The sequence below is a fragment of the Mesotoga sp. B105.6.4 genome, assembly GCF_002896535.1.
In the GTDB taxonomy this organism is placed as follows: domain Bacteria; phylum Thermotogota; class Thermotogae; order Petrotogales; family Kosmotogaceae; genus Mesotoga.
Window position 1 is genome coordinate 25,081 of record NZ_JWIM01000004.1, and the last position, 20,497, is coordinate 45,577.

The window sequence follows — 20,497 nt, forward strand, 5'->3', positions numbered from 1 at the left end:
GTGAACGGCGAAGCCGGGAAATACCCGGCTTCTTTTTATGGAATAATCCTTGTGCCCGACTTTCCCCTAAGTGCCAGGTCGACCTTCTCCAGAGAGGTTATTATTGCTTCCTTTCCCGTTCTTGAAGCAAATTCAATTGCTGATTCTATTTTCGGCAGCATGCTTCCCTTTGCGAAGTGACCGGCATCGATCAACATTTTACCTTCTTCGACAGTAACTACCCTCAGTTCTCTTTGGTCTTTCTTTCCAAAGTTTATGTATGCGTGGTCGACACCAGTAAGAATTACTAAGGCATCGGCATCAATCAATTTCGCAAGCAGTGCGGATGCTCTATCTTTATCGATGACCGCCTCTACACCTTTTATCATTCCCCTCTCATCTCTAGCAACCGGAATTCCTCCACCGCCTGCCGCAACAACAATTGTCCCATCGTTGATCATCTCTCGTATCGGTTCAATCTCCAGCACATCAAGTGGTATCGGAGAGGGGACTACACGACGAAAACCCCTACCCGCATCTTCTTTCACAGTCCAGCCTTTGGTTCTTTCAAGTTCCTTAGCGGTCTTCTCATCATAGAACGGTCCGACCGGCTTTGAAGGGTGCAGGAATCCCTCGTCTTCCTTATCTACTACGATTTGAGTCAGAACGCACGCAATGTCTCTTCTTTTGCCTCGCTTCAGAAGCTCATTGTTCAGGGTCTGAGTAATCAAGTAGCCAATAGATCCCTGAGTCATTGCATCGTTTACATCGATCGGAAAAGGGGGGAATACGTCTTTTGACATATCCTGTTGAACCAACAAGTTGCCCACCTGCGGGCCGTTTCCGTGTGTGATTATCAGTTCATAACCTTCCTCTACAAGATCTGCGAGATAAGAGGTAGTTGAGAGGAGGTTCTTCTCCATAATTTCTGCAGTTGGTTTTTCGTTTGGTTTATTTAGAGCATTGCCACCTATTGCAACAACGATTCTCTTCATTTTTCCCCCTATAGCAGTGTGGCTATCATAACTGCCTTAATTGTGTGCTTTCTGTTCTCGGCTTCTTCAAAGACTCTTGAAATGGGACTCTCAAAGACATCTTCAGTCACTTCGTTTCCTTTGACTGCGGGGAGGCAGTGAAGGAAGATCGTCTCCGCCTTTCCAGTCTTTCTCATCATCTCGGCATTTACCTGATAGGGCTTCAAAAGGGCTATTCTTTCCTGCAGCTTTGCTTCTTCTCCCATAGATGCCCAAACATCGGTGTAAACCGCATCGGCATCCATCAGTGCCTTCTCCACGTCTTCAGTAACCTCAATTTTAGCTCCAGACTCTTTCGCAAGCTCCCTGCACTTATCAACTATCGCCGGGTCTGTGTGAAGGCTCTTTGGGCCGCATGCAACGAAATGCAAACCCATCTTCGCAGAACCTATCATAAGAGAGTTGGCCATGTTGTTTCTGGAATCGCCAACGAAGACGAGTTTTCGCCCCTTCAAAGTCCCGAGTGTCTCTTCAATCGTCATGAAATCGGCGAGAATCTGAGTTGGATGGTACAGATCTGTTAGGCCGTTGTACACGGGAACGCCTGACCACTGAGATAGCACTTCAACGGTTTCCTGTTTGAAGCCTCTGAAAGCTATCGCATCAAACATTCTTCCCAGGACTCGTGCGGTATCCTTAAGGTCTTCTTTCACTCCCAGATGAATGTCGTCTTTCGAAAGAAAGACAGCATGCCCACCTTCTTCTCCGAAGGAAGTCTCGAATGCAGTTCTTGTTCGTGTGGAGCGCTTTTCAAAGACAATTGCCAGAGTCTTCCCTGCAAATCTGACGGTTGGTGTTCCGGCTCTCTTCTCGACCTTAACCTGTCTGGCTACATCCAGAAGATAACGAATCTCGTCGCTTGTGAAATCAAGTAGCGTCAAAAAGCTTCTCCCTTTTAAGTTTACGCCCATCTTAACCCTCCTTGTTTTGGTTATCTCTAATATAATACATATATAAGTTCCGGCTTTCAATTGCGTTTATTGGCTCGAGGAAACGTGGATTAAACCATATCACAACAATGCGGTGTTATGCTTTTGTATGCTAAGGTATATTGCCCTAATTCGGAGGTGCCCGGTGTTCAAGGAGAAGTTGGAAAGTTCAGTAAAAAATGCAATTAGGGAGTTCGCCATTGAAGACGAGACGATTGACTTCAAGATCGAGATGCCTCCTGAGGGATTTGGGGATTTATCGACAAATGTTGCTTTCATGCTGTCAAAGACTCTCAAGAAAAGCCCAAGAGAAATTGCCACATTGATTTCTGAGAGTCTCAGCAAGGAGCTAGATTACAGCAGAGTTGAGGTAGCTGGTTCGGGGTTCATAAATGTTGATTTCTCTTCGAAATATGTTTCATCGGTCTTGGAGAACATTCTTCAAACTCCGGATTTCTGGAAAAAGACGGGCGAAACAAGCATTCAACTCGAATTCGCAAGTGCAAATCCAACCGGTCCCTTCACTGTTGGCCATGGTCGTCAGGCAGTATTCGGAGATGTTCTATATAGGGTCTTCTTTTCGAGAGGTTACAGGGTTCAAAGGGAAATGTACATCAACGATGCAGGTAGACAGATAGGGCTTCTCGGGCGCTCTCTTTGGGTAAGGTATAATCAACTCCTCGGTCTGGAAGAGGAGCTTCCTGAAGATGGCTACCAGGGAGGGTACCTAATTGACATTGCGCGAGATCTTGCAGGAGAAGTAGGTGAGCGCTTTAAAGGTGTCTGGAATGACGACTCTGAGAGTTACTTCAAGAAGTACGCTCTTGGGAAGATGCTTGAAGATATTCTTGGAACCTTGAGGACATTGAGAGTGGAATTTGACAACGTGTTTTTTGAGAGTTCGCTAATTGAAGACGGAACTGTGAAATCAGTCATTGAGATACTAGATCGAAAGGGGCTTACATATGAATCAGAAGGTGCGAAGTGGCTCAGAGTCTCAAGTTTTGTTGAAGATGACGATAAGGTTCTAGTCAGATCTAACGGGACAAACACGTACTTCATGACCGATATTGCATACCACTACAATAAGCATCAAAGGAATTTCGAGAAAGTTTTCGACATTTGGGGAGCGGATCACATGGGTCACATACCTAGAATGAAGGCCGCAATGAAAGCTCTCGGAATTGAAGACGATTTCCTCAATGTGATAATTCACCAGTATGTGAACCTGAAGAGAGAGGGCGAAGTTGTCAAGATGTCAACTAGAAGAGGTGAATTCACGACACTCGATGAACTTGTAGAAGCGGTCGGTGTCGATTCGACGAGGTATTTCTTTGCGATGTTTGATCCCGACACTCACATGCTGTTCGATATTGACCTGGCAAGACAGAAGTCCAATGACAACCCGGTATTCTATGTCCAGTACGCAAATGCAAGAATAAGCAACGTCTTCAGGACTGCACAGGAGAAGAGCGTAGCTGTCTCAGGCGATTCTCTAGAATTGCTTGACAGTCAGGATGACAGAAGAATTATAAAACTGCTGACCATCTTCCCTGAAATACTTGATTCAGTAGTTGCCGATTACAGGACGAATCGCCTGACTTCCTATCTAGAGGATATATCAAGAGCTTTTCACGCATACTACAACAAAAACATAATTGTCGATCCCGCGAATCCGGCTTTGTCGGGGGCTCGATTAGCTTTGTGCAAGGCGCTTCAGAATATTCTCAAAGGCGGGCTGGAGCTTCTTGGCGTTGAGGCTCCCGACAGCATGTGATGGAAGAACTGAGGATCGAAAAGCTTATCGCAGGTGGGTTCTCACTTGCCAGGACAAAAGACGGGAAGGTTGCCCTGCTTGATGCCGGTTATCCCGGAGAAGCTGTGCTTGCTAGCAGAAAGAAGGGAAAGAGCGATTTTCGCCTGATGAAAGTTGAGAAGATCATAACCCCTTCAAATTCAAGAAGAGAGAGACTCTGTAGAAGCTTTCCAATATGTGGGGGTTGTGATTGGCAGACTCTGGAATACCCGGAGCAGCTCTTATGGAAGAAGAAGATCATTGCGGAGCAGTTCGGCAGAGTTGGCAAGATCGATCTAGACGAGTTCGATATAGTCGCTTCACCAAAGGAGATCAATTACAGACTGAAAATGGAGTATGTTTGTTTTCAGGGAAAAAACGGACTCTCTCTTGGGCTTTACAGAAGAAAAAGCAAGTCACCGGTTAGCTGTCAAGGATGCGTATTGGGTCTTGAAGGTTTTGAAAAGGTGAGGGCCTTTATGGAAGGCATTTTGAGAAGAACCTCAGTCAGACCCTATAACCAGGCGAACGGCAAAGGCGAACTCAAGCACCTAATTCTCAGGGGTAATGGAAGCGGGATAATGGCAATACTGGTTACGAAGGGTGAGCATCTCCCTGATGAGAGCAGGTTGGTTCATGAGGTGAAGAATAGACTTGGAGAGGTAACTACTCTTGTACATCTCATGAACGCAAATGACAGGGTTGTTATGCGTGGGGTTTCGAGAACGCTTTTTGGAGAAGGTCTCCTCGAACAGGAGCTTTTTGGAAAGAGATTCGAGGTTCCTCCTGCTGCATTCTTTCAGAATAATCTCCAAATAACAGAGTCGATTATTAGGCACATATCTTGCGAACTTGGGTCATCTCAAGGCGATTCACTTCTTGATCTATACAGCGGGATAGGAACCTTCTCCATCACTATTGGCAGCCAGATGAAGAACGTCACATCCGTCGAATCAAATCCAATTTCAGTAAAGGCTCTCAAAGCTAATTCGAACATCAATGGAATGTTCGGCGCTGACCTGATTATGAGCGATACCATTGAATACTTGAAGTCGATCGAGACCCACTTCTCGACGATAATCCTTGATCCTCCTAGGTCCGGAGTCGGCGATGATATTGTGTTGCTCCAAAAGGTTAATCCTTCTACGATATTCTATGTTTCCTGTGATCCGGCTACTCTTGCGAGAGATGTTTCCAGGTTAGTAGAAGCAGGATTCAAAATCTCTTCGATAAAGGCCTTTGACATGTTTCCTCAAACGTGGCATGTGGAGACTGTTGTCCGTCTCGAGAAAGGCTAGCGGCTTGAGAAACCCGTTTTCTTGCAGTTGATAGCCGAAAGAGGAGACTTTTGAGGAAAAGAAAGACGAGTATACTTGCGGCGATTCTCACTGCCCTGGAAATGAGGCACACAAAAAAACAACCATCTAGTTCAATTGGATATGCTTACGAGAATCAAGGTTGGTAGATTTCGAAAAAGAGCATCGCATCTCCAACTCACATTTCGGTACTCGATAGATTTGCCAGTCGGATACTCGTTTCTTAGGGTACAATTATCGTTCCGTTCACCTATAATAGGCTGAGAGGTTCTCTGCTTGAAAGGAGATAAGAGATGAGTAAAAGGAGTGGGGGTTCTTCGAGCAGGAGTAGTGGTGGATCATCATCCAGCAGTAGAAGCAGTGGTGGAAGAAGCGGTGGCTCACTTAGCAGTAGTCGGAGTGGAGGTTCCACAAGAAGCAGTTCCAGTAGTAGCTCAGGAGGAAACACTCCCAGCAATACAACCAGCAAGAAGCCATCAACAGGGCTCGGCGGTTCTTCTGGAAAAAGGATATCTGCGTTTCCTTTCAGGGTTCCAACTTCAGGTGTAAGAAGATCTGTTTCAACTAGCTCAGGGTCTAGTGCGGCAGCCGGTTGTGCGGGGTGCGGGGGTTGTAGCGGTTTCGGATTCGGGGTAATTATAATCGCAGTTGTGTTAGTCATCCTTGTTTCTTCAGGCGTCTTCTCTTCGTGCGGAAGGACGAACACTAATGTGGAAATAACGAGATCAACTATTGCAAGAGAGCCTCTTCCAAAGGGCTCAGTAAATGAAACTCCATACTATACCGATGAGCTTGGCTGGATAAACAACCAAACGACCCTTCTTGACGGAATGAAGCATTTTTATCAGAAGACCGGAGTTCAACCCTATCTTTTCATTACAGATACTGTAAATGGATCGCACTTCCCCAGGGTTGAGGACCTAGCTGCTTTTGCTGAGAGCCTTTACGATGATCTTTTCACAGATGAGGCTCATTGTCTTCTAGTGTTTTTTGAATATGGTGATGCGTATATGGATCGGTATGTGTGCGGAAGTCAGGCCAAAACTGTAATCGACGATGGGGCTGCGGACATTCTGCTCGATTATATAGACAAGTACTATTACTACGAAGGACTTTCAGATGAGGAATTCTTCAGTAAAGCCTTTAGAGATGCGGCAGATCGAATAATGACTGTTACAAGGTCGCCATGGATTCCGGTGTTCATTATTATAGGAATAATTGCGCTCATCGTGTTGCTGCTTTTCTGGTGGAGCAACGTGAAGAAACAGAAGAATATCGAAGCGAAGCGAACTCAAGAGATTTTGAACACTCCTCTTGAGACATTTGGCGATAAGGAAGTCGATGATTTGGCCAAGAAGTATCAGGAAGATAAAGAAAGTTAGTGTTAGAACATCAGAAACAATAGCACGAGCCATAATGGCTTGATTACAGGAGGACAAAATGGGAATTCTCGACAGGTTCAACGACATTATTAAGTCAAATGTTAATGCTCTTCTCGACAAAATGGAGAATCCTTCGAAGATGATCGATCAGTATCTTCGAGAACTGACAGAAGATCTCGCGGAAGTGAAGCGAGGAACGGCTGGTGTAATTGCGGAAGAGACTAGAACAAAGCGCTTGGTTGACGAGAACATGGGAGAAGTCGCGAAATACTCGGATTTTGCTAAGAGAGCTTTACTAGCGAAAAACGATGAGGATGCCAAAGTCTTCATTGCCAAGAAGCAGGAACTGGAGAATGTCGGGGCGGGCCTGATGACTGCATATGCGTCGGCCCATGAAAACGCCGTGAAAATGCGGCAGCTTCACGACAAGCTGGTTTCGGATATCGAGTCTCTAAAATCGAAGCGAGCGATGATAAAGACGAAAGTAGCAGTCGCTAAGACACAGAAGAAGATCAATGAAGTCAGTTCTGCCGCAGGGAAAACCAAGGGCGTAGTGGACGCTGTGGGAAGAATGGAAGAAAAGGCTCAGAAGATGCTGGATGAAGCAAATGCCATGTCAGAACTCAATACTGAACCTATAGACAAAGCAAAATCACTCGAAGAAAAATACGCCGCCAAGAGTTCGTTCGCAGTTGATGAAGAGCTTGAACAGATGAAGAAGGAATTGGGACTTTAAAGTCTTGGCCTCTGTGCAAGGGATATGGCGGCGGCGAGAGTGTGTCATTTCTCTGAAGGTGTGGAGAAACTACTGGAGCTAACTAAGATTAGATTCATCAGTTGCTTGCATACGATGGTTCTGTTGTTCTCGTCTTTCATGAAGTGCTAGATGAGAGATGCAGCTCATGAATCTGCGCGATGAATAATGTTTTGAGAATCAGAGGCATAGAATATCCCGGGGCCGAACCCGGGACTTTTTTCAGAGTAAAGTCTGTGAGTGAAGCTTTCTTGATAAGAGACTGAAGTATGAATTCTCACGGGGTGTCCCGAAGTGACTGAGCTGATTCCCACTCTTCCGGCAGTTTGGCGAGACGCTTCCCCCGTACTGGTGGAGGGTTACTTCTAGGTGTATATCTGGAATAGGAGGATGTGTACTTCTAGCCGCCGCCCTTCATAGAAGTTTGTTCTCAAGAATATGGTACAGTAAACCGGAGGTTTCTATGATTGAGATTCCAGAGGTCGTGGTACTGGCAGATCAGATCAATTAGGGCATGGCTGGTAAGAGAATCAAAGGTATTAAGATCCCGCGAAGTCCTGGCAGGTTCTCTTTCTACCTTGGCGACCCCAACGATTACGATACTCTAATGCGCGATTCATACATCTGCGGGGGCAGGGCAATCGGTGGAATGGTTGAAATCATGGCTGACGACAAGCGGATTTTATTCTCCAATGGAGCCATTCCCAGGCTGTTTGATCGAAATGAAGAACCGAATCGGAAGTCACGACTAACAATTGAGTTCAGTGATGGTTCATTCTTGTGCGTAGGCATTCAGTTATACGGCGGACTGTGGTGTTTCAGCCAAGGAGGCTTTGACAACATCTACTATTCAGTTGCACAGGAAAAACCTTCTCCCCTGCACAGTGATTTCGATGAGAGCTACTATTTGAGACTCTTCGAGACTGAGAAGTCCGAGAAGCTCAGTCTAAAGGCATTTTTGGCAACCGAACAGCGAATACCGGGTCTTGGTAACGGCACTTTGCAGGATATCTTATGGACTGCGGAGCTTCATCCAAAGGCAAAGGTGGATTCGCTTTCTTCCGACGATAGGCAAAGGCTATTAAACTCCATAAAGAACGTGCTCAAGAACATGGCCGACAACGGTGGTAGGGAAACTGAAAGAGACCTGTTTGGAAAAGCTGGTGAATACACGACGAAAATCGGAAGAACTACCTATGGTGGGCCCTGCCCTAGATGCGGCAGAAACATTGAGAGACAAGATTATTTGGGGGCAAGATCTACTTCTGTCCTAAATGTCAAAGGATATAACGTGTATACCTCTCGTTGGCTAGAGAGATAACTCCTTTCAGTACACGGTTTGCATAGAATTCTCAAATCATGAGGTATACTTATAACGAAAGTAGTAAAGGCGAGGAGGGTTTCAGTTGAGAGATTTTTCTGAGATGCTTTCTTTGGCTAAAGCAAGGGGGCCACGAAAGGTAGTTCTTGTTGGTTCTGACGACCGCGAGGCCATCAGGGCTCTTAAACTTGCATCCGATGAAGGAATAGCGAAGCCTTTTCTGGTTGGAGAAAAAGAAAAGACTAGAGCTATTCTTAGTGAAGAGGGACTCTATGGTGAAGTAATCAATGCGTCAACTCCCGAAGAAGCTTGCGAGAAGGGTATTAGACTTGTGAGGTCAGGAGACGCCGACATTGTTATGAAAGGCCTTGTCAAGACATCGACACTGCTCAAGGCTGTTCTTAACAAGGATTGGGGTCTGAGATCGGGGAAAGTTCTGAGCCATGTTGCGGCTCTAGATGTCCCGGTACTTGATAGGGTGGTTTTTGTTACTGATGGCGGTATGGTGATCCGACCAGATTTGCCGACAAAAGTATCGATAATTGAGAACGCGGTCGCCTTTCTGAAGTCCATCGGGTACGAAAGACCAAGAGTGGCATTGGTTGCTGCTGTAGAAGTTGTAAATGAAGATATGCCGGAAACGCTTGATGCTGCGGTTATCTCGAAGATGTCTCAAAGAGGACAGCTCACCGGGTGCGATGTGGATGGACCTCTAGGAATGGATAACGCACTATCGATTATAGCAGCAGAGATTAAGAGGATATCTGGTCCAGTTGCAGGAAAGGCAGATCTGCTTGTTGTTCCGGATATCGTAAGCGGAAACATCTTGGGAAAATCGGCAGTATACCTTGCAGGCGGAACAATTGCGGGGCTGATTCTCGGAGCTGCGGCGCCCATCGTCATTGTTTCTAGAGCCGACTCCGCTCCTTCAAAACTTGCTTCGATAGCTTTGGCAAGTTACTCATTAGGAGATAATAATGAAAGTAGTGTTTGAAGATGAAGTTCTGGATCTTGAAGGCGGAATTTCAGTCAGAGAACTTCTTATCAGTCTGGACGTTGATTCCGATCGGTACATAGTATTGAAGGACAAAAAAATGGCTGATCTGGACAGTTTTCTTGATGACGGTTCAGAGGTCTTGATCATCAAAGCTGTCGTGGGTGGGTAGAGATTCAAGGAAGCTGCAGACAAAGTTATCAGGGATCTCAACACCTAGTTCAAGATTCTTTTTGTGCTCTCCATGGTAGTCGCTGCCGCCTGTGGCAAGTAGATCAAGTTCCTTCGAGATCTCAAGAAGATCATTCCTTGTCTCCATATCGTACGTCTTGTAAAACACCTCGATTCCTTTCAGACCGTAAGATTTCATTGTTCTTACCATCTCTATGGTCTGATCACGATCGAGCGTCATGGAAAGAGGGTGAGCCAGGACTGGAATGCCCTCGGCAGAAAGGATGAGTTCTATGGCGGCTTTAATCGATAGTTTTTCTTTCTCTACGTATGCTCTTCCCTCTCTCCCGATGAACCGAGAGAAAGCCTGTTCTATTGAATCAGCGTAACCCTTCTTGACAATCAGGCTTGCAATGTGAGGCCTTCCAAGACTCTCGCCCGGAAACGAGCTTTCCAGCTCTTCATCAGTTATATCGATTCCAAGTGAACGCAACTTATAGAGAATCCTTGTATTTCTTAGGTTCCTCTTTAGTCGTATCTGTTCAAGATGTTTTTCGATTGAGTCTTCTGTAGAAATCATTCCGTAACCCAATATATCCAGAGTCTCGTGAAAATCACAACCAATCTCCACTCCTTTTACGTAAGCAATACCCATCTTCGAAGAAAGCTCTGCAGCAGCTTTCTGACCGGAAAGCGTGTCGTGATCTGTGATAGAAAGAACAGATATAGCTTTTTCATGAGCCTTCTCAACTACTATCGTAACCGGGTCAGTTCCGTCCGAATGATCGGAATGACAGTGAAAATCAACTACCATTTGTCTACCGCCTTTTCTTGCAATGATGATATTATTCTACTAGAGGTGATCATAATAGAATACTACCTCGGCGAAGGGACGATTTTGAAGAAGCGCTACAGAGTGATCGAGCCATTGGGGAGGGGCGGGTTCGGGCTGACCTATTTGTGCTCGGATTTTCACATGGGAACTAAAGTGGCCGTGAAGGAGTTCTTTCCAAGAGGTGTTGAAAGAGAAAACAACAATGTAAAGCCAGTAGACAGTGATCTGAAGGATGTATATTATGAGAAACTTTCTTCTTTCTCAGAGGAGTTCACTATTCTGTCCAAAATCGAAGATGACAGGGTTGTGAAGGTTCTTGATCTTTTCACAGAAAACAACACCGCCTACTACGTTATGGAGTTCTTAAGCGGAAAGACCTTGAGAGATGCAGTAAGAGCAGATGGGGCAATGGAGGATTCGAGGGCTTATGAAGTAATCGATGAGATTCTGAAGGGAGTCGCATCTATTCACAATAGAGGCTATATTCACAGTGATCTAAAACCAACAAACGTGATGATGACGGACTACGGTAAAATCAAGGTGATGGATTTTGGTGCGGCCTGTCTGAAGGATGTCTACCTTATCAACTCTCTCTCGAAAGTGGTCTCCCTGAGTTATGCCTGTCCTGAGAAGTTCTTTTCGTCCTCGCGTCCCAGTTCTTCATGGGATGTCTATTCTGTAGGAGGGATTCTATACTTCCTTCTTTGTGGAAGAGATCCAGTTCCTTCGACAGATAGAATGAAAGGAATTCCGCTTGTATTTGATGAGTTCACAAGAAAAGCGAGGCGCATTCTAGACAAATCGATGTCTCTGGTTGCAGAGAAGAGATACTCAAACGCAAACGATTTCAGAAGAGCCTTGAAATCAAGGTTTCTTGGGTTTTAGCTTATCTTCTCGTGATGAGGTCGTAGATTTCCACCATCTCGCTCTTTAGATCTGTGAAGACGGATATTTCTTCTAGAAGCTTATGAAACATCCCTTCAACTCTTGACTGAGCACTTTCAATCGATTCAAACGAAAGAATGGTCAGTTTGTCTTGGATTCCGTCTTTTCCCGGAGTCTTTCCGAGTTCTCGCTCTGTGGAGGTTACGTCTTTTATGTCGTCCAAAAACTGAAATAGCTTACCGAATTTTAAGCCTAATCGATGCATCTCATTGAGCCTCTGTTCGCTCTCCACCACAAATGGAGCCGCGAAGCAGAAGCCGAAAAGGGCGCCGGTCTTTGCGGCATGAATTCTCTCCATCTGTTCTCTGGATCTTTCTTGGGGAAACACATCTTCAAATTCGCCTTCAACAACTTTCAGCGAAGTCTCATGCCATAGTTTGATCAAAGTCTGTTTGAAATCACAGTCGAGGTTCAGAGAAGAGAGGAGTCTTTGAGGTAACAACATAAGATAGTCCCCGGCAAGTATGGCTTTGCACTCGCCGAACTTCACATGACTAGAAGGCTGACCACGCCTAATACTGTCGTTGTCTATTTCAGGTAAGTCGTCGTGGATGAGGCTTCCGCTGTGGAAGAGTTCGACAGCCATGCCGGCAGTCATGGAGTTTTCATCTCCAAAAGCCGTAACCTTTGAGAGCTCCCAGATAAGATATGCTCTAAGTCTCTTTCCCCCTGATAGGGGAGTGTAAGAAACGACCTCTTTCAAGGGTCCGGCGACCGGCAACCCATCTAGAAACTGTTCAAGTCTTCGATTGAAGAATGGTATGAACTCAGCTAGTCTCATTATCCTGGTCTCTTCTGAAGTGTTTTTTCAGTTCTTCGATGTCAAGGTTCTCAACGAATTTCTTGAAGCTATCATTGTCTTCTTCTTGACCCTGGTGAAGAGCATCGGCCTGAAGACTGCTCAAATCAATAGAGCTTTCCATGAAAACGGCATCTTCCACGAATATCGGAAAACCTTTCTTCACTGCAAGCACCAAACAGTCTGAAGGACGCGCATCAATAACATGCAGCTGACCGTTTCTGTCCTGTAAGTGCAAGGAAGCGTAGTATATGTTGTCTTTCACCTGGCCGATAACCGCCTTTTCGAAAGTCCCGCCAAGCTGTAAGACTGTATTCAAGAACAGATCGTACGTCAACGGTCTGGGAAAGTCCTTTCCACTCACTGCAAGGGCAAGAGCCTCAGCTTCAAACGGACCTATCCATATTCCAAAGCCTTTGTTTGTCTTTTCGACTTCTAGTATGACTACCGGAGAATTGCTCTGATCAAGAGCCAGACCTCTGAGTCTTACCTGTAACATAAAACCCACCTCAATTTCTAAGTGATTCCAGTGACCCCTTAATTATATTATAGACTGCTTCACTGAACTCTTCCTCGGATTCGAAATCTTCGGGCAAGACCGGTTTACATATCGAAAGAGATATCCTTGACGGAGTTATTAGGAAGCTATTCTTCTTAAGGAGATTTCGTGTTCCGTCCAGGGCAACAGGCAGAACCCTTATTCCAAGCTTAAAGGGTATTGAAAGACTTCCCTCTTTGAATTCCCCAATCTCACCGCCGGTGCTCCGCGTTCCTTCTGGAAAGAGCAGAATCGTTCCGTCTTCTTTCAGTATCCGGAATATTTTTCTCATTGCTCCTGCGGTCTGCGATTTGTTTCCCCTTTCGATGTACACTCCGTCGAGAGCGCTAACAAACCAATTGATTCCCGGAATCTTCGATAATTCCTTCTTCGCAATAAAAGAGATTTCTGCGTACACATAGCCGGGAATCAGAGGAATGTCGAATGCGCTCTGATGATTTGCGACTATCACCATAGAGCCTGTCTGCGGCACGTTTTCTTTGCCTACTACCTTAACTTTTGAACCTGAAAGAATAAAGGCCGCACGGCCAAACCTCGACACTTCGCGGGATATGAATGTCTTCCGCTCTTTCTTCCCCTTGAGCTTACCTATGAGATTTCCGATTAGAATAATGATTCCCCCGTAAACGTAGATGTAAAGAACCCCGATTACGGCTATCCAGATCGTAACGAGCAGACTAAGAATCTTCTTGAGGAACCCCAATGACTCCTACCTCCAATACCTCTCCATTCTTCAACCTGTACATTCTCGACTTGTCAAGTGCTATTGCACCTAAGTCTTCGAAGTCAAGACCGGCCTCAACCCTGTTGATATCAAATAATCTCGCTTTGGTAGCTGGATTTGAAGGAACAAACACAGTACAACAATCTTCATACGGCAGTATCGATGTATCGAATGTGCCAATTCTCTTCGCCAGTTCTATCGTCTCGATTTTATCGTAAGTAACGAGCGGTCTGAGTACGATCAGACCTGTCTGTTCTTCTATGACCCTAAGGTTTTCCAGAGTCTGGCTGGCAACCTGCCCAAGGTTCTCTCCTGTTACGATAGCAACTATCCCATTATTCTCGGCAATCTTGCTGGCGATTCTCATCATGAGCCTTCTCTGGCATAGAAGGCTGTATCTCTCTTCAACGTGCTTATGGATAGCAATTTGAGCTTCGGTGAAGTGAACGGAATACATTCTGAACTCCCTGCCCCCGTTGTACAGAGAAAGCGTTCTTGCAAGAGAGAGAACTTTGTCAAAAGATTTCTCTCCCGTGTAAGGTGGACTGGAGAAGTGAATGGCATCTAGATCCAACCCCCTTTTCTGAGCGAGCCACCCTGCCACAGGACTGTCTATACCTCCAGAAAGCATAAGCATTGCTCTGCCACTTACTCCAACCGGGAGACCTCCGCTCGCGGTTGTCTTTCCGCAAGAAACGAGAACTCCCTCATCTCTTATCTCGATCTCGATTTTGAAATCGGGGTTGTGAAGATCAACAGATGTCTCAGGGATTTTCTCAAGAATCCGCTCACCTACTAAAGGGTTCAGTTCAATGCTCTTAAGCGGGAATCTCTTGTCCAGCCTCCTTGTTTCAACCTTGAAGGTTCTTCTTCCTCTCATAATCTCTTCATGAGCGAGGTCAACGGAAGTTCGATAGATGTCCTCCAGATCATATGAAGTCCATGTGCCGACACTGAAGTTCTGAATTCCGAATGTTCTTGACGCAACTTCTGTAGCAGCTTTGAGTCTCTCGGAGGGTACCGAAACAATGATTCGCCCTCTGATTCTTTCTACTGTGGAGCTTCCAAGCTGTCTCTTAATGTTGTTCACCAGGGTTTTCTCAAACAACTTCCTATTTCCTTGCTTAAGGGCGATTTCTCCATATCTAACCACTAGAAATTTATCCATCAAACTTCCTCCGGCATCTTTTGATCATGTAGTTATATAATATTCCTATCATACAATCTTCTTTGGGAGGTGTACCTTTACATGAAGAAACTGCTTACAGTTGTATTTTTGATCGTGTGTTCAGTCATGATCCTCGCTTCTGATTATGAGACTCTGTATTCTGAATTCGTTGGAATAAGAGCTTTAGAGAATGTAGAGATGATGTCAGCGTTCATAGGAAAGCTTGAGTTGGAGGACATGGGAAACATAGAGATTCTTACTTTGCTAGCTGATTCGCACAGAGAATACGCGAACTGGATCGAAGACAAGAAATCGAGAGAGACTCATTATAAGAAGGCAAGAGAGCTTGCCGAGAAGGCTATAGAGATGGATGCCTCTTACGGAATGGCATATTACGTGAAAGGGGCGGCAATCGGTCAGCTGGCACAAATGGCAGGCATAATCCAGTCGATGTTCCTGATATCTGACTTCGACAAGAGTATTGACAAAGCTATGGAACTGATGCCCGACAGCCCGTTTCCGTTTATTGCTAAAGGCATGAGAGATAGGGATACTCCCTGGCCATACCGAAATTACGGAAAGTCGGAAGAACGATTCCTGAAGGCCATTGAAAATGATCCTGAATACATCAACAGCTACTACGAGCTGGCCGTTCTGTATGAAGTATGGAAAAAGAAAGATCTGGCGGCGCAGTACTACAAAAGGGTTGTTGAGTTGGATCTGCAACCGGCTTTTGTTGCTCAAGGACAGGAGTCGAAGGAAAAGGCCCAGAAGTGGCTTGAAGATAACGGTTACTGATGCTTTATAGGATACTTTTCTCGCTTGTTCCGCTTTTCCTGATGCCATTTCTCAATTACCAATTCTTAGACTCGGTGATAGCCGTGTTAGTAATCCTTCCGGGAATGATTCTCGGAAACAAGACGGATCGAGTGGCTAGAATACAGAATCTCACGATGATTCTTTTCTATGTGGTTCTCATATTCGGCTACTTTCATGATACAACCGGCACAATCTACAGAACCGAGGTCATGATTCTGGTTGCGGCTCAAGGTGTGTCTGGCTTTTACGGCTTACTTCACCAGAAAAGACTGCTGGCAGTGGTCTTCTCGCTGGGATACTGGATTCTGGTAGGAGTTGCTATGGGAAGAATAGCTTATTTTCGGCTGGGAAATAGTGGAATCGTTCTTACGGTAGTACTAATGCTGCTAGTTGCTGCGCAGGATGTCAGAAGGATTTTCAAACCTTTGGCTAAGAACCCTTTTATGCACGGTGGTGAAGACAGTAATGAGTAGTGCAGGTAAAGTAAGAATCGGAATCGTGCAGTTTAGAGCGTATAACGATGAACCTGGAGAAAACCTTGAGAGAGCGACTAACTACATAGAGAATCTAGTAGAAGAAGAAGTGGATCTAGTGCTCCTTCCCGAGATGTTCAATAGTGGATACGGAACGGACGAGACCACAGTGAACAACGCGATTGAGATGCAAGAAGAAACCGTGGAAGTTCTGTCTGCACTTGCGGATTATAACGATATCGCCATAGTAGGTGGGATGGTCAACAGAAAGGATGGGGCCGTTTTCAATTCCACTGTGATAATGTTTCCGTACCTCGAACCAATCTACTACAACAAGACTCATCTCTTTCGAGACGAGAAAAAGGTCTTCACTCCTGGAAGCGAATTCAGGTCATTCGAGTATTCAGGAGTCAGTTTCGGAGTGCTGATGTGCTACGAAGTAGGATTCCCCGAAATCTCAAGAAAACTCTGTCTGAATGGAGCAGAGATTCTATTGATTCCCTTCGCTTTTGGGAGAGAGAGAAGAACGATTTTCGATGTTGCAACGAGAGCTCGTGCGATAGAAAACGCATGTTTTGTCGTTGCTGCAAGCCAATGTGGAGTCGGTAGATCAATTAGCTTCGTCGGAGAGAGCAGAATTGTGTCTCCCTCAGGCGAAATTCTTGTAGATTGCGGTGGTGCAGAAGGCTTCGCTTCTACCGATATTGATACCAAGCTTGTGAAGAAGTACCGGTACAGTGAAACCCGCGATTCACACGGGTATTTTTCTAACTTCAGGAATGACCTTTATCGTTGAAACCCGGTTGACAGGTTCATTCGCATGGGATACAATAAATACCGTCAGTGGGCCGTTAGCTCAGCAGGCAGAGCGATTGATTCTTAATCAATAGGTTGCAGGTTCGATCCCTGCACGGCTCACCAGAAAGTAGTATTAAGTGGAGATCTTCTCCCACCCCCGCCCAAAGGTTGAGGGGTCAATAGCTTGAAAACTGGTTATTGACATGGCGGGTTGTTCCGCCAATTTTTTTATGAGAGGTGATGTAGTATCGTAAGAGGTGATTCAACACCGAAAAACAACGAAATAATGACGAAGACTGTTAGACTCGTTGACATTGACGGAGAACAGCTTGGAGTAGTACAGACAACGGAGGCATTGAGAATCGCAAGAGAAAAAGGACTCGATCTGGTTCTTGTTGCTCCATCAGCAAATCCTCCTGTAGCAAGAATTATGGACTACGGTAAGTATAAATACGAAAAGGACAAGCGCAAGAAGGAAGCAAAGAAGAAGACGAAACAGTCTCAACTCAAAGAAATGAAATTCAGGATCAGGATCGATGAGCACGATTTCCAGACGAAGACGAACAGGATCAAAGAGTTTCTTGAAAAGGGAAGCAAGGTTAGGGTGGTCATAATGTTCAGAGGAAGGGAGATCGTCTTTTCAGATAAAGGGAGAGAGATTCTCGAAAGAGTTGCAGACCAGCTTCAACTAATTTCCGATATCGACCGTCCTCCAAAGTTGGAGGGAAGAGATATGTGGATGATTCTTAAGCCAAAGGCAGCTCCTCAAGGAGGTAAAGATAATGGGCAACAAAGTAAAGATGAAGACTCATAAGGCAAGTGCGAAAAGATATAAGGTAACCGGTAGTGGAAAGATAATGAGAAACCAGTCTGGAACTGGTCATAATACCGGTAAGAAGAGCGAAAGCAGCCGCCGAGAGGCCCGAAAATGGAAATTGGTTGAAGGCGGATACGAGAAGAAAGTAAAGAAAAGCCTGGGCATTTGACCCTTCTGAGAGGTGAGATTTAGATGCGAGTAAAAGGTGGAGTGAACTCCAAAAAGAAAAAGCTGAAATACTTGAAGGCCGCGAAAGGCTATAGAGGTGCGTTGAGTAGAAGATACAGACTTGCAAAGCAGTATTACATAAGATCGGGAGTCTACGCATATGCTGGAAGGAAGATCAGAAAGAGAGATTTCCGAAAGCTATGGATAACCAGGATAAATGCTGGTGCTAGAATTGCCGGTACGAAGTACAACGATCTCATTCACGGTTTGAAATTGGCCGGTGTGAACATCAACAGAAAGATGCTTGCTGACCTTGCAGTTAATGACTTCAATACGTTTAGGGAGTATTGCGAGATTGCCAAATCGGCACTGAACGGAAATTAAAAGGGGCTTAGGCCCTTTTTTTTTGAGAGGGGATGAGACAATGGAATACTCTGCTAAGAGAATAGGGAAGATGGCCTTCTACGCGAAGACTCCTTCTGGCCATGACATACATATGGATGCAAAGGAAAGTTCCGGAGGCGATGGATCGGCACCGACTCCAATGGAGACGGTAATAGCTGCCTTGATGGGTTGCACTTCAATGGATGTTGTTTCGATTCTTTCCAAGATGAAGGTTACAGATTACGAGTACTGGATTTCTGCAAACTATGAGTATGCGAAGGAACATCCGAAGGTTTTCACGAGTATCGAACTCGTGTATCACTTTTCGGGCAAAGATCTGCCGAAGGATAAGATTGAAAAGGCAGTTGTCCTTTCTCAGGAAAGATATTGCTCCGTCTCGGCAATGCTAAATAAGACAGCGAAAATGTCAATGAAGATTGACTATGAAGGTGAAGAGAAGTGAATCCACAAGAGATGGCTGAGAGGATGGAAAGCATAAGAGAAAACGTTAAGTCAATAAAGAACAAAATACTAGTGATGTCAGGTAAAGGCGGAGTCGGCAAGTCGACGGTCGCGGTTAATCTGGCGCTGGCTCTTGCGGATGAAGGCTTCAAGACGGGTCTGATGGATATTGATCTTCATGGACCAAACGTTGCCAGGATGGTAGGTCTGAAAAAGCAGCCCGAAGTCGTAGAAGGACAGATTTTTCCTCCCGAAGTTCTACCAAATCTTAAGGTAATAAGCATTTCAAGTTTCGTTGAAGAAGATGCTCCGGTTATTTGGCGTGGTCCAATGAAGACAACGGCGATCTATCAGTTTCTTGGTGATGTTGCGTGGGGAGAGCTCGACTTCCTCGTAATTGACTCTCCTCCAGGTACCGGCGACGAGCCTTTGACAGTTCTTCAGACTCTTCCTGATATAATGGCGCTTATAGTTACTACACCTCAAGCCGTTGCAGTTCAGGATGTGAAGAGAGCGATCAATCTGGTAGAGACAATGCACAGGAACCCACTGGGAATTGTGGAAAACATGTCATATATGAGATGCCCGCACTGTGGAGAAATCACGAAGTTATTTGGAGAAGGTGGAGGTAAGAATCTCGAGACCCTCTTCAGCATCCCCCTTTTAGGGTCGCTCCCCTTCGATCCTACGCTAGTAGGTTTTTCGGACAACGGCAAAAGCATCGTTACTCACATGAGAGGGTCTGAACTTGAAGTCGCATACCGCTCAACGGTGAAAGAGATCGTTAAGAGGGTGAATATCTAGTGGGAAAGTTCAAGAGTATAACGCTTGAATGGAAAGAAGATCGACTGATACTAATAGACCAAAGAAAACTACCTTCAGTTGAAAAGTATGTTGAATGCCAGACCCACGAAGACGTGTATCATGCGATAAGGGATATGGTTATCCGAGGAGCCCCTGCGATAGGAGCAAGCGCGGCATTTGGTTATCTCCTTGGTGCTAAAGAGGTTCTGGCAAGCTCTAAGGAAGTGTTCTTCGACCATATGGATTTGGTGAAGAGAAGGCTCTCAGAAAGCAGACCTACGGCCGTAAATCTTTTCTGGGCTCTCAACAGAATGGAAAAGACACTCAACACCCTTCGTGAATTAGATAGAAAAAGGTTAGTAGAGAGTCTTGAGAGCGAAGCGCTTGCTATTGCAGAGGAAGATATTGAGATCAATATGACGATTGGGAAAAACGGTGCAACTGTTGTGAGAGACGGTGACGGAGTACTTACTCACTGCAACGCAGGAGCACTCGCGACTGTGGATTATGGAACGGCACTAGGTGTGATGAGGGCGGCCGTGGAGCAAGGTAAAAAGATATCGGTTTATGCCGATGAGACTCGACCGTATCTCCAAGGGGCTAGGCTGACGGCTTGGGAGCTTATGAAATCAGGAATCGATGTTACTCTTATCTGCGACAATATGGCAGGATGGGTTATGAAGAAGGGGTTAGTCGATCTAGTGTTGGTCGGGGCAGATAGGATCGCTGCTAACGGTGATACGGCAAACAAGATCGGAACCTATTCGGTTGCCATTCTTGCTCAAAAACACGGGATTCCCTTCTACATTGTTGCTCCGCTGAGCACAGTGGATCTTCTGACCAAAAGTGGTGATGGGATTCCGATTGAGGAGAGAAGCCATCTTGAGATAACGCAAATTGGGGATTATCAGATAGCCCCCGAGGGTGTCAAGTGTTTCAACCCTGCATTTGATATTACTCCATCAAGCCTTATAACCGGGATAATTACTGAAAAAGGAATTGCTCGTGCACCATACGATGTTTCGTTGAAGAAAATGTTTGAATAGAATCGTTAGGAGGTTTTTTGC

The 20,497-nt window shown here is 45.4% G+C and carries 24 protein-coding genes and 1 tRNA gene; 18 read left to right on the forward strand and 7 right to left on the reverse strand.

Features of this window, described 5'->3' with window-relative positions:
• Window positions 1-35: 35 nt before the first annotated feature.
• Together arcC and argF are read right to left on the reverse strand one after the other, a co-directional pair.
• A complete protein-coding gene (gene arcC, locus RJ60_RS00980) occupies window positions 36-974 on the reverse strand; it encodes a carbamate kinase (RefSeq protein WP_103133843.1) in 939 nt (312 codons plus the stop codon).
• 8 nt (window positions 975-982) lie between these two features.
• Window positions 983-1,924: an ornithine carbamoyltransferase gene (argF, locus tag RJ60_RS00985; RefSeq protein WP_099829076.1), complete on the reverse strand. Its 942-nt coding sequence runs from the start codon at window positions 1,922-1,924 to the stop codon at window positions 983-985.
• Between the two features lie 163 nt (window positions 1,925-2,087).
• Here argF and argS point away from each other — a divergent pair, with 163 nt between their 5' ends.
• The 7 genes from argS to RJ60_RS01020 all read left to right on the forward strand — a co-directional run bounded on the left by argS (window position 2,088) and on the right by RJ60_RS01020 (window position 9,676).
• Window positions 2,088-3,719: an arginine--tRNA ligase gene (argS, locus tag RJ60_RS00990; RefSeq protein WP_103133844.1), complete on the forward strand. Its 1,632-nt coding sequence runs from the start codon at window positions 2,088-2,090 to the stop codon at window positions 3,717-3,719.
• A complete protein-coding gene (gene rlmD, locus RJ60_RS00995) occupies window positions 3,719-5,035 on the forward strand; it encodes a 23S rRNA (uracil(1939)-C(5))-methyltransferase RlmD (protein WP_103133845.1) in 1,317 nt (438 codons plus the stop codon). Before argS ends, rlmD begins: the two co-directional genes overlap by 1 nt.
• A gap of 311 nt (window positions 5,036-5,346) precedes the next feature.
• Complete coding sequence (locus RJ60_RS01000) at window positions 5,347-6,435, forward strand: hypothetical protein (RefSeq protein WP_103133846.1); 1,089 nt, start codon at window positions 5,347-5,349, stop codon at window positions 6,433-6,435.
• Between the two features lie 58 nt (window positions 6,436-6,493).
• Window positions 6,494-7,171, forward strand: coding sequence for a PspA/IM30 family protein (locus tag RJ60_RS01005; protein WP_103133847.1), 678 nt, complete (start codon window positions 6,494-6,496; stop codon window positions 7,169-7,171).
• 532 nt (window positions 7,172-7,703) lie between these two features.
• Window positions 7,704-8,510, forward strand: a complete 807-nt coding sequence (locus RJ60_RS01010; protein ID WP_103133848.1) for an endonuclease VIII — start codon at window positions 7,704-7,706, stop codon at window positions 8,508-8,510.
• An 85-nt stretch (window positions 8,511-8,595) separates the two neighbouring features.
• The gene (locus RJ60_RS01015) at window positions 8,596-9,504 is read left to right on the forward strand and encodes a bifunctional enoyl-CoA hydratase/phosphate acetyltransferase (RefSeq protein WP_103133849.1); all 909 of its coding nucleotides are present in this window, start codon (window positions 8,596-8,598) and stop codon (window positions 9,502-9,504) included.
• Window positions 9,488-9,676, forward strand: coding sequence for a MoaD/ThiS family protein (locus RJ60_RS01020; protein ID WP_103133850.1), 189 nt, complete (start codon window positions 9,488-9,490; stop codon window positions 9,674-9,676). The genes RJ60_RS01015 and RJ60_RS01020 overlap by 17 nt, the downstream gene beginning before the upstream one ends.
• On the opposite strand, the gene RJ60_RS01025 is transcribed toward RJ60_RS01020, so the two are convergent.
• Window positions 9,638-10,489 (reverse strand): PHP domain-containing protein, encoded by an 852-nt coding sequence (locus RJ60_RS01025; protein ID WP_103133851.1) that lies wholly within the window; start codon window positions 10,487-10,489, stop codon window positions 9,638-9,640. The two genes, RJ60_RS01020 and RJ60_RS01025, sit on opposite strands and share 39 nt — an antisense overlap.
• Before the next feature lie 84 nt (window positions 10,490-10,573).
• Here RJ60_RS01025 and RJ60_RS01030 point away from each other — a divergent pair, with 84 nt between their 5' ends.
• The gene (locus RJ60_RS01030; RefSeq protein WP_258006146.1) at window positions 10,574-11,395 is read left to right on the forward strand and encodes a serine/threonine-protein kinase; all 822 of its coding nucleotides are present in this window, start codon (window positions 10,574-10,576) and stop codon (window positions 11,393-11,395) included.
• A gap of 1 nt (window position 11,396) precedes the next feature.
• Here RJ60_RS01030 and RJ60_RS01035 read toward each other — a convergent pair whose 3' ends face one another.
• The 4 genes from RJ60_RS01035 to thiI are packed head-to-tail and all read right to left on the reverse strand — an operon-like array spanning window position 11,397 to window position 14,705.
• Window positions 11,397-12,236 carry a polyprenyl synthetase family protein gene (locus RJ60_RS01035; protein WP_103133852.1) on the reverse strand — a complete coding sequence of 280 codons (840 nt, stop codon included), beginning with the start codon at window positions 12,234-12,236 and terminating at the stop codon, window positions 11,397-11,399.
• Window positions 12,223-12,753 (reverse strand): bifunctional nuclease family protein, encoded by a 531-nt coding sequence (locus tag RJ60_RS01040; protein WP_099829083.1) that lies wholly within the window; start codon window positions 12,751-12,753, stop codon window positions 12,223-12,225. The genes RJ60_RS01035 and RJ60_RS01040 overlap by 14 nt, the downstream gene beginning before the upstream one ends.
• Window positions 12,754-12,763: 10 nt before the next feature.
• Window positions 12,764-13,516, reverse strand: coding sequence for a 1-acyl-sn-glycerol-3-phosphate acyltransferase (locus RJ60_RS01045; protein ID WP_099829084.1), 753 nt, complete (start codon window positions 13,514-13,516; stop codon window positions 12,764-12,766).
• A complete protein-coding gene (thiI, locus tag RJ60_RS01050; protein ID WP_099829085.1) occupies window positions 13,491-14,705 on the reverse strand; it encodes a tRNA uracil 4-sulfurtransferase ThiI in 1,215 nt (404 codons plus the stop codon). Before thiI ends, RJ60_RS01045 begins: the two co-directional genes overlap by 26 nt.
• Window positions 14,706-14,786: 81 nt before the next feature.
• Between thiI and RJ60_RS01055 the strand changes: the two genes are divergently transcribed.
• The 10 genes from RJ60_RS01055 (at window position 14,787) to mtnA (ending at window position 20,476) form a co-directional block, all read left to right on the forward strand.
• Window positions 14,787-15,503 carry a tetratricopeptide repeat protein gene (locus tag RJ60_RS01055; RefSeq protein WP_099829086.1) on the forward strand — a complete coding sequence of 239 codons (717 nt, stop codon included), beginning with the start codon at window positions 14,787-14,789 and terminating at the stop codon, window positions 15,501-15,503.
• Window positions 15,503-15,997: a hypothetical protein gene (locus tag RJ60_RS01060; RefSeq protein ID WP_103133853.1), complete on the forward strand. Its 495-nt coding sequence runs from the start codon at window positions 15,503-15,505 to the stop codon at window positions 15,995-15,997. The genes RJ60_RS01055 and RJ60_RS01060 overlap by 1 nt, the downstream gene beginning before the upstream one ends.
• Window positions 15,990-16,793 (forward strand): carbon-nitrogen hydrolase family protein, encoded by an 804-nt coding sequence (locus RJ60_RS01065; protein WP_103133854.1) that lies wholly within the window; start codon window positions 15,990-15,992, stop codon window positions 16,791-16,793. Before RJ60_RS01060 ends, RJ60_RS01065 begins: the two co-directional genes overlap by 8 nt.
• A gap of 49 nt (window positions 16,794-16,842) precedes the next feature.
• Window positions 16,843-16,918 (forward strand) — tRNA-Lys (locus tag RJ60_RS01070).
• A 124-nt stretch (window positions 16,919-17,042) separates the two neighbouring features.
• The gene (gene infC, locus RJ60_RS01075; protein ID WP_258001819.1) at window positions 17,043-17,609 is read left to right on the forward strand and encodes a translation initiation factor IF-3; all 567 of its coding nucleotides are present in this window, start codon (window positions 17,043-17,045) and stop codon (window positions 17,607-17,609) included.
• Window positions 17,578-17,781, forward strand: a complete 204-nt coding sequence (gene rpmI, locus RJ60_RS01080) for a 50S ribosomal protein L35 (protein ID WP_006491740.1) — start codon at window positions 17,578-17,580, stop codon at window positions 17,779-17,781. The genes infC and rpmI overlap by 32 nt, the downstream gene beginning before the upstream one ends.
• A gap of 23 nt (window positions 17,782-17,804) precedes the next feature.
• A complete protein-coding gene (rplT, locus tag RJ60_RS01085) occupies window positions 17,805-18,164 on the forward strand; it encodes a 50S ribosomal protein L20 (RefSeq protein ID WP_099829090.1) in 360 nt (119 codons plus the stop codon).
• Window positions 18,165-18,204: 40 nt separating this feature from the next.
• On the forward strand, window positions 18,205-18,627 hold the full coding sequence (locus RJ60_RS01090; RefSeq protein WP_099829091.1) for an OsmC family protein: 423 nt from the start codon (window positions 18,205-18,207) through the stop codon (window positions 18,625-18,627).
• Entirely contained in the window at window positions 18,624-19,430 is an 807-nt protein-coding gene (locus RJ60_RS01095) for an Mrp/NBP35 family ATP-binding protein (RefSeq protein ID WP_180979882.1), read from the forward strand. The genes RJ60_RS01090 and RJ60_RS01095 overlap by 4 nt, the downstream gene beginning before the upstream one ends.
• A complete protein-coding gene (gene mtnA / locus RJ60_RS01100; RefSeq protein WP_103133855.1) occupies window positions 19,430-20,476 on the forward strand; it encodes an S-methyl-5-thioribose-1-phosphate isomerase in 1,047 nt (348 codons plus the stop codon). Before RJ60_RS01095 ends, mtnA begins: the two co-directional genes overlap by 1 nt.
• Window positions 20,477-20,497: the final 21 nt, after the last annotated feature.

Excerpts from the sequence above, each read along its gene's own strand:
- arcC (WP_103133843.1), bottom strand. The coding sequence starts at position 974 with ATGAAGAGAATCGTTGTTGCAATAGGTGGCAATGCTCTAAATAAACCA.
- argF (WP_099829076.1), bottom strand. The coding sequence starts at position 1,924 with ATGGGCGTAAACTTAAAAGGGAGAAGCTTTTTGACGCTACTTGATTTC.
- rlmD (WP_103133845.1), top strand. The coding sequence starts at position 3,719 with ATGGAAGAACTGAGGATCGAAAAGCTTATCGCAGGTGGGTTCTCACTT.
- RJ60_RS01000 (WP_103133846.1), top strand. The coding sequence starts at position 5,347 with ATGAGTAAAAGGAGTGGGGGTTCTTCGAGCAGGAGTAGTGGTGGATCA.
- RJ60_RS01005 (WP_103133847.1), top strand. The coding sequence starts at position 6,494 with ATGGGAATTCTCGACAGGTTCAACGACATTATTAAGTCAAATGTTAAT.
- RJ60_RS01010 (WP_103133848.1), top strand. The coding sequence starts at position 7,704 with ATGGCTGGTAAGAGAATCAAAGGTATTAAGATCCCGCGAAGTCCTGGC.
- RJ60_RS01020 (WP_103133850.1), top strand. The coding sequence starts at position 9,488 with ATGAAAGTAGTGTTTGAAGATGAAGTTCTGGATCTTGAAGGCGGAATT.
- RJ60_RS01025 (WP_103133851.1), bottom strand. The coding sequence starts at position 10,489 with ATGGTAGTTGATTTTCACTGTCATTCCGATCATTCGGACGGAACTGAC.
- RJ60_RS01035 (WP_103133852.1), bottom strand. The coding sequence starts at position 12,236 with ATGAGACTAGCTGAGTTCATACCATTCTTCAATCGAAGACTTGAACAG.
- RJ60_RS01040 (WP_099829083.1), bottom strand. The coding sequence starts at position 12,753 with ATGTTACAGGTAAGACTCAGAGGTCTGGCTCTTGATCAGAGCAATTCT.
- thiI (WP_099829085.1), bottom strand. The coding sequence starts at position 14,705 with ATGGATAAATTTCTAGTGGTTAGATATGGAGAAATCGCCCTTAAGCAA.
- RJ60_RS01055 (WP_099829086.1), top strand. The coding sequence starts at position 14,787 with ATGAAGAAACTGCTTACAGTTGTATTTTTGATCGTGTGTTCAGTCATG.
- RJ60_RS01060 (WP_103133853.1), top strand. The coding sequence starts at position 15,503 with ATGCTTTATAGGATACTTTTCTCGCTTGTTCCGCTTTTCCTGATGCCA.
- RJ60_RS01065 (WP_103133854.1), top strand. The coding sequence starts at position 15,990 with ATGAGTAGTGCAGGTAAAGTAAGAATCGGAATCGTGCAGTTTAGAGCG.
- rpmI (WP_006491740.1), top strand. The coding sequence starts at position 17,578 with ATGGGCAACAAAGTAAAGATGAAGACTCATAAGGCAAGTGCGAAAAGA.
- rplT (WP_099829090.1), top strand. The coding sequence starts at position 17,805 with ATGCGAGTAAAAGGTGGAGTGAACTCCAAAAAGAAAAAGCTGAAATAC.
- RJ60_RS01090 (WP_099829091.1), top strand. The coding sequence starts at position 18,205 with ATGGAATACTCTGCTAAGAGAATAGGGAAGATGGCCTTCTACGCGAAG.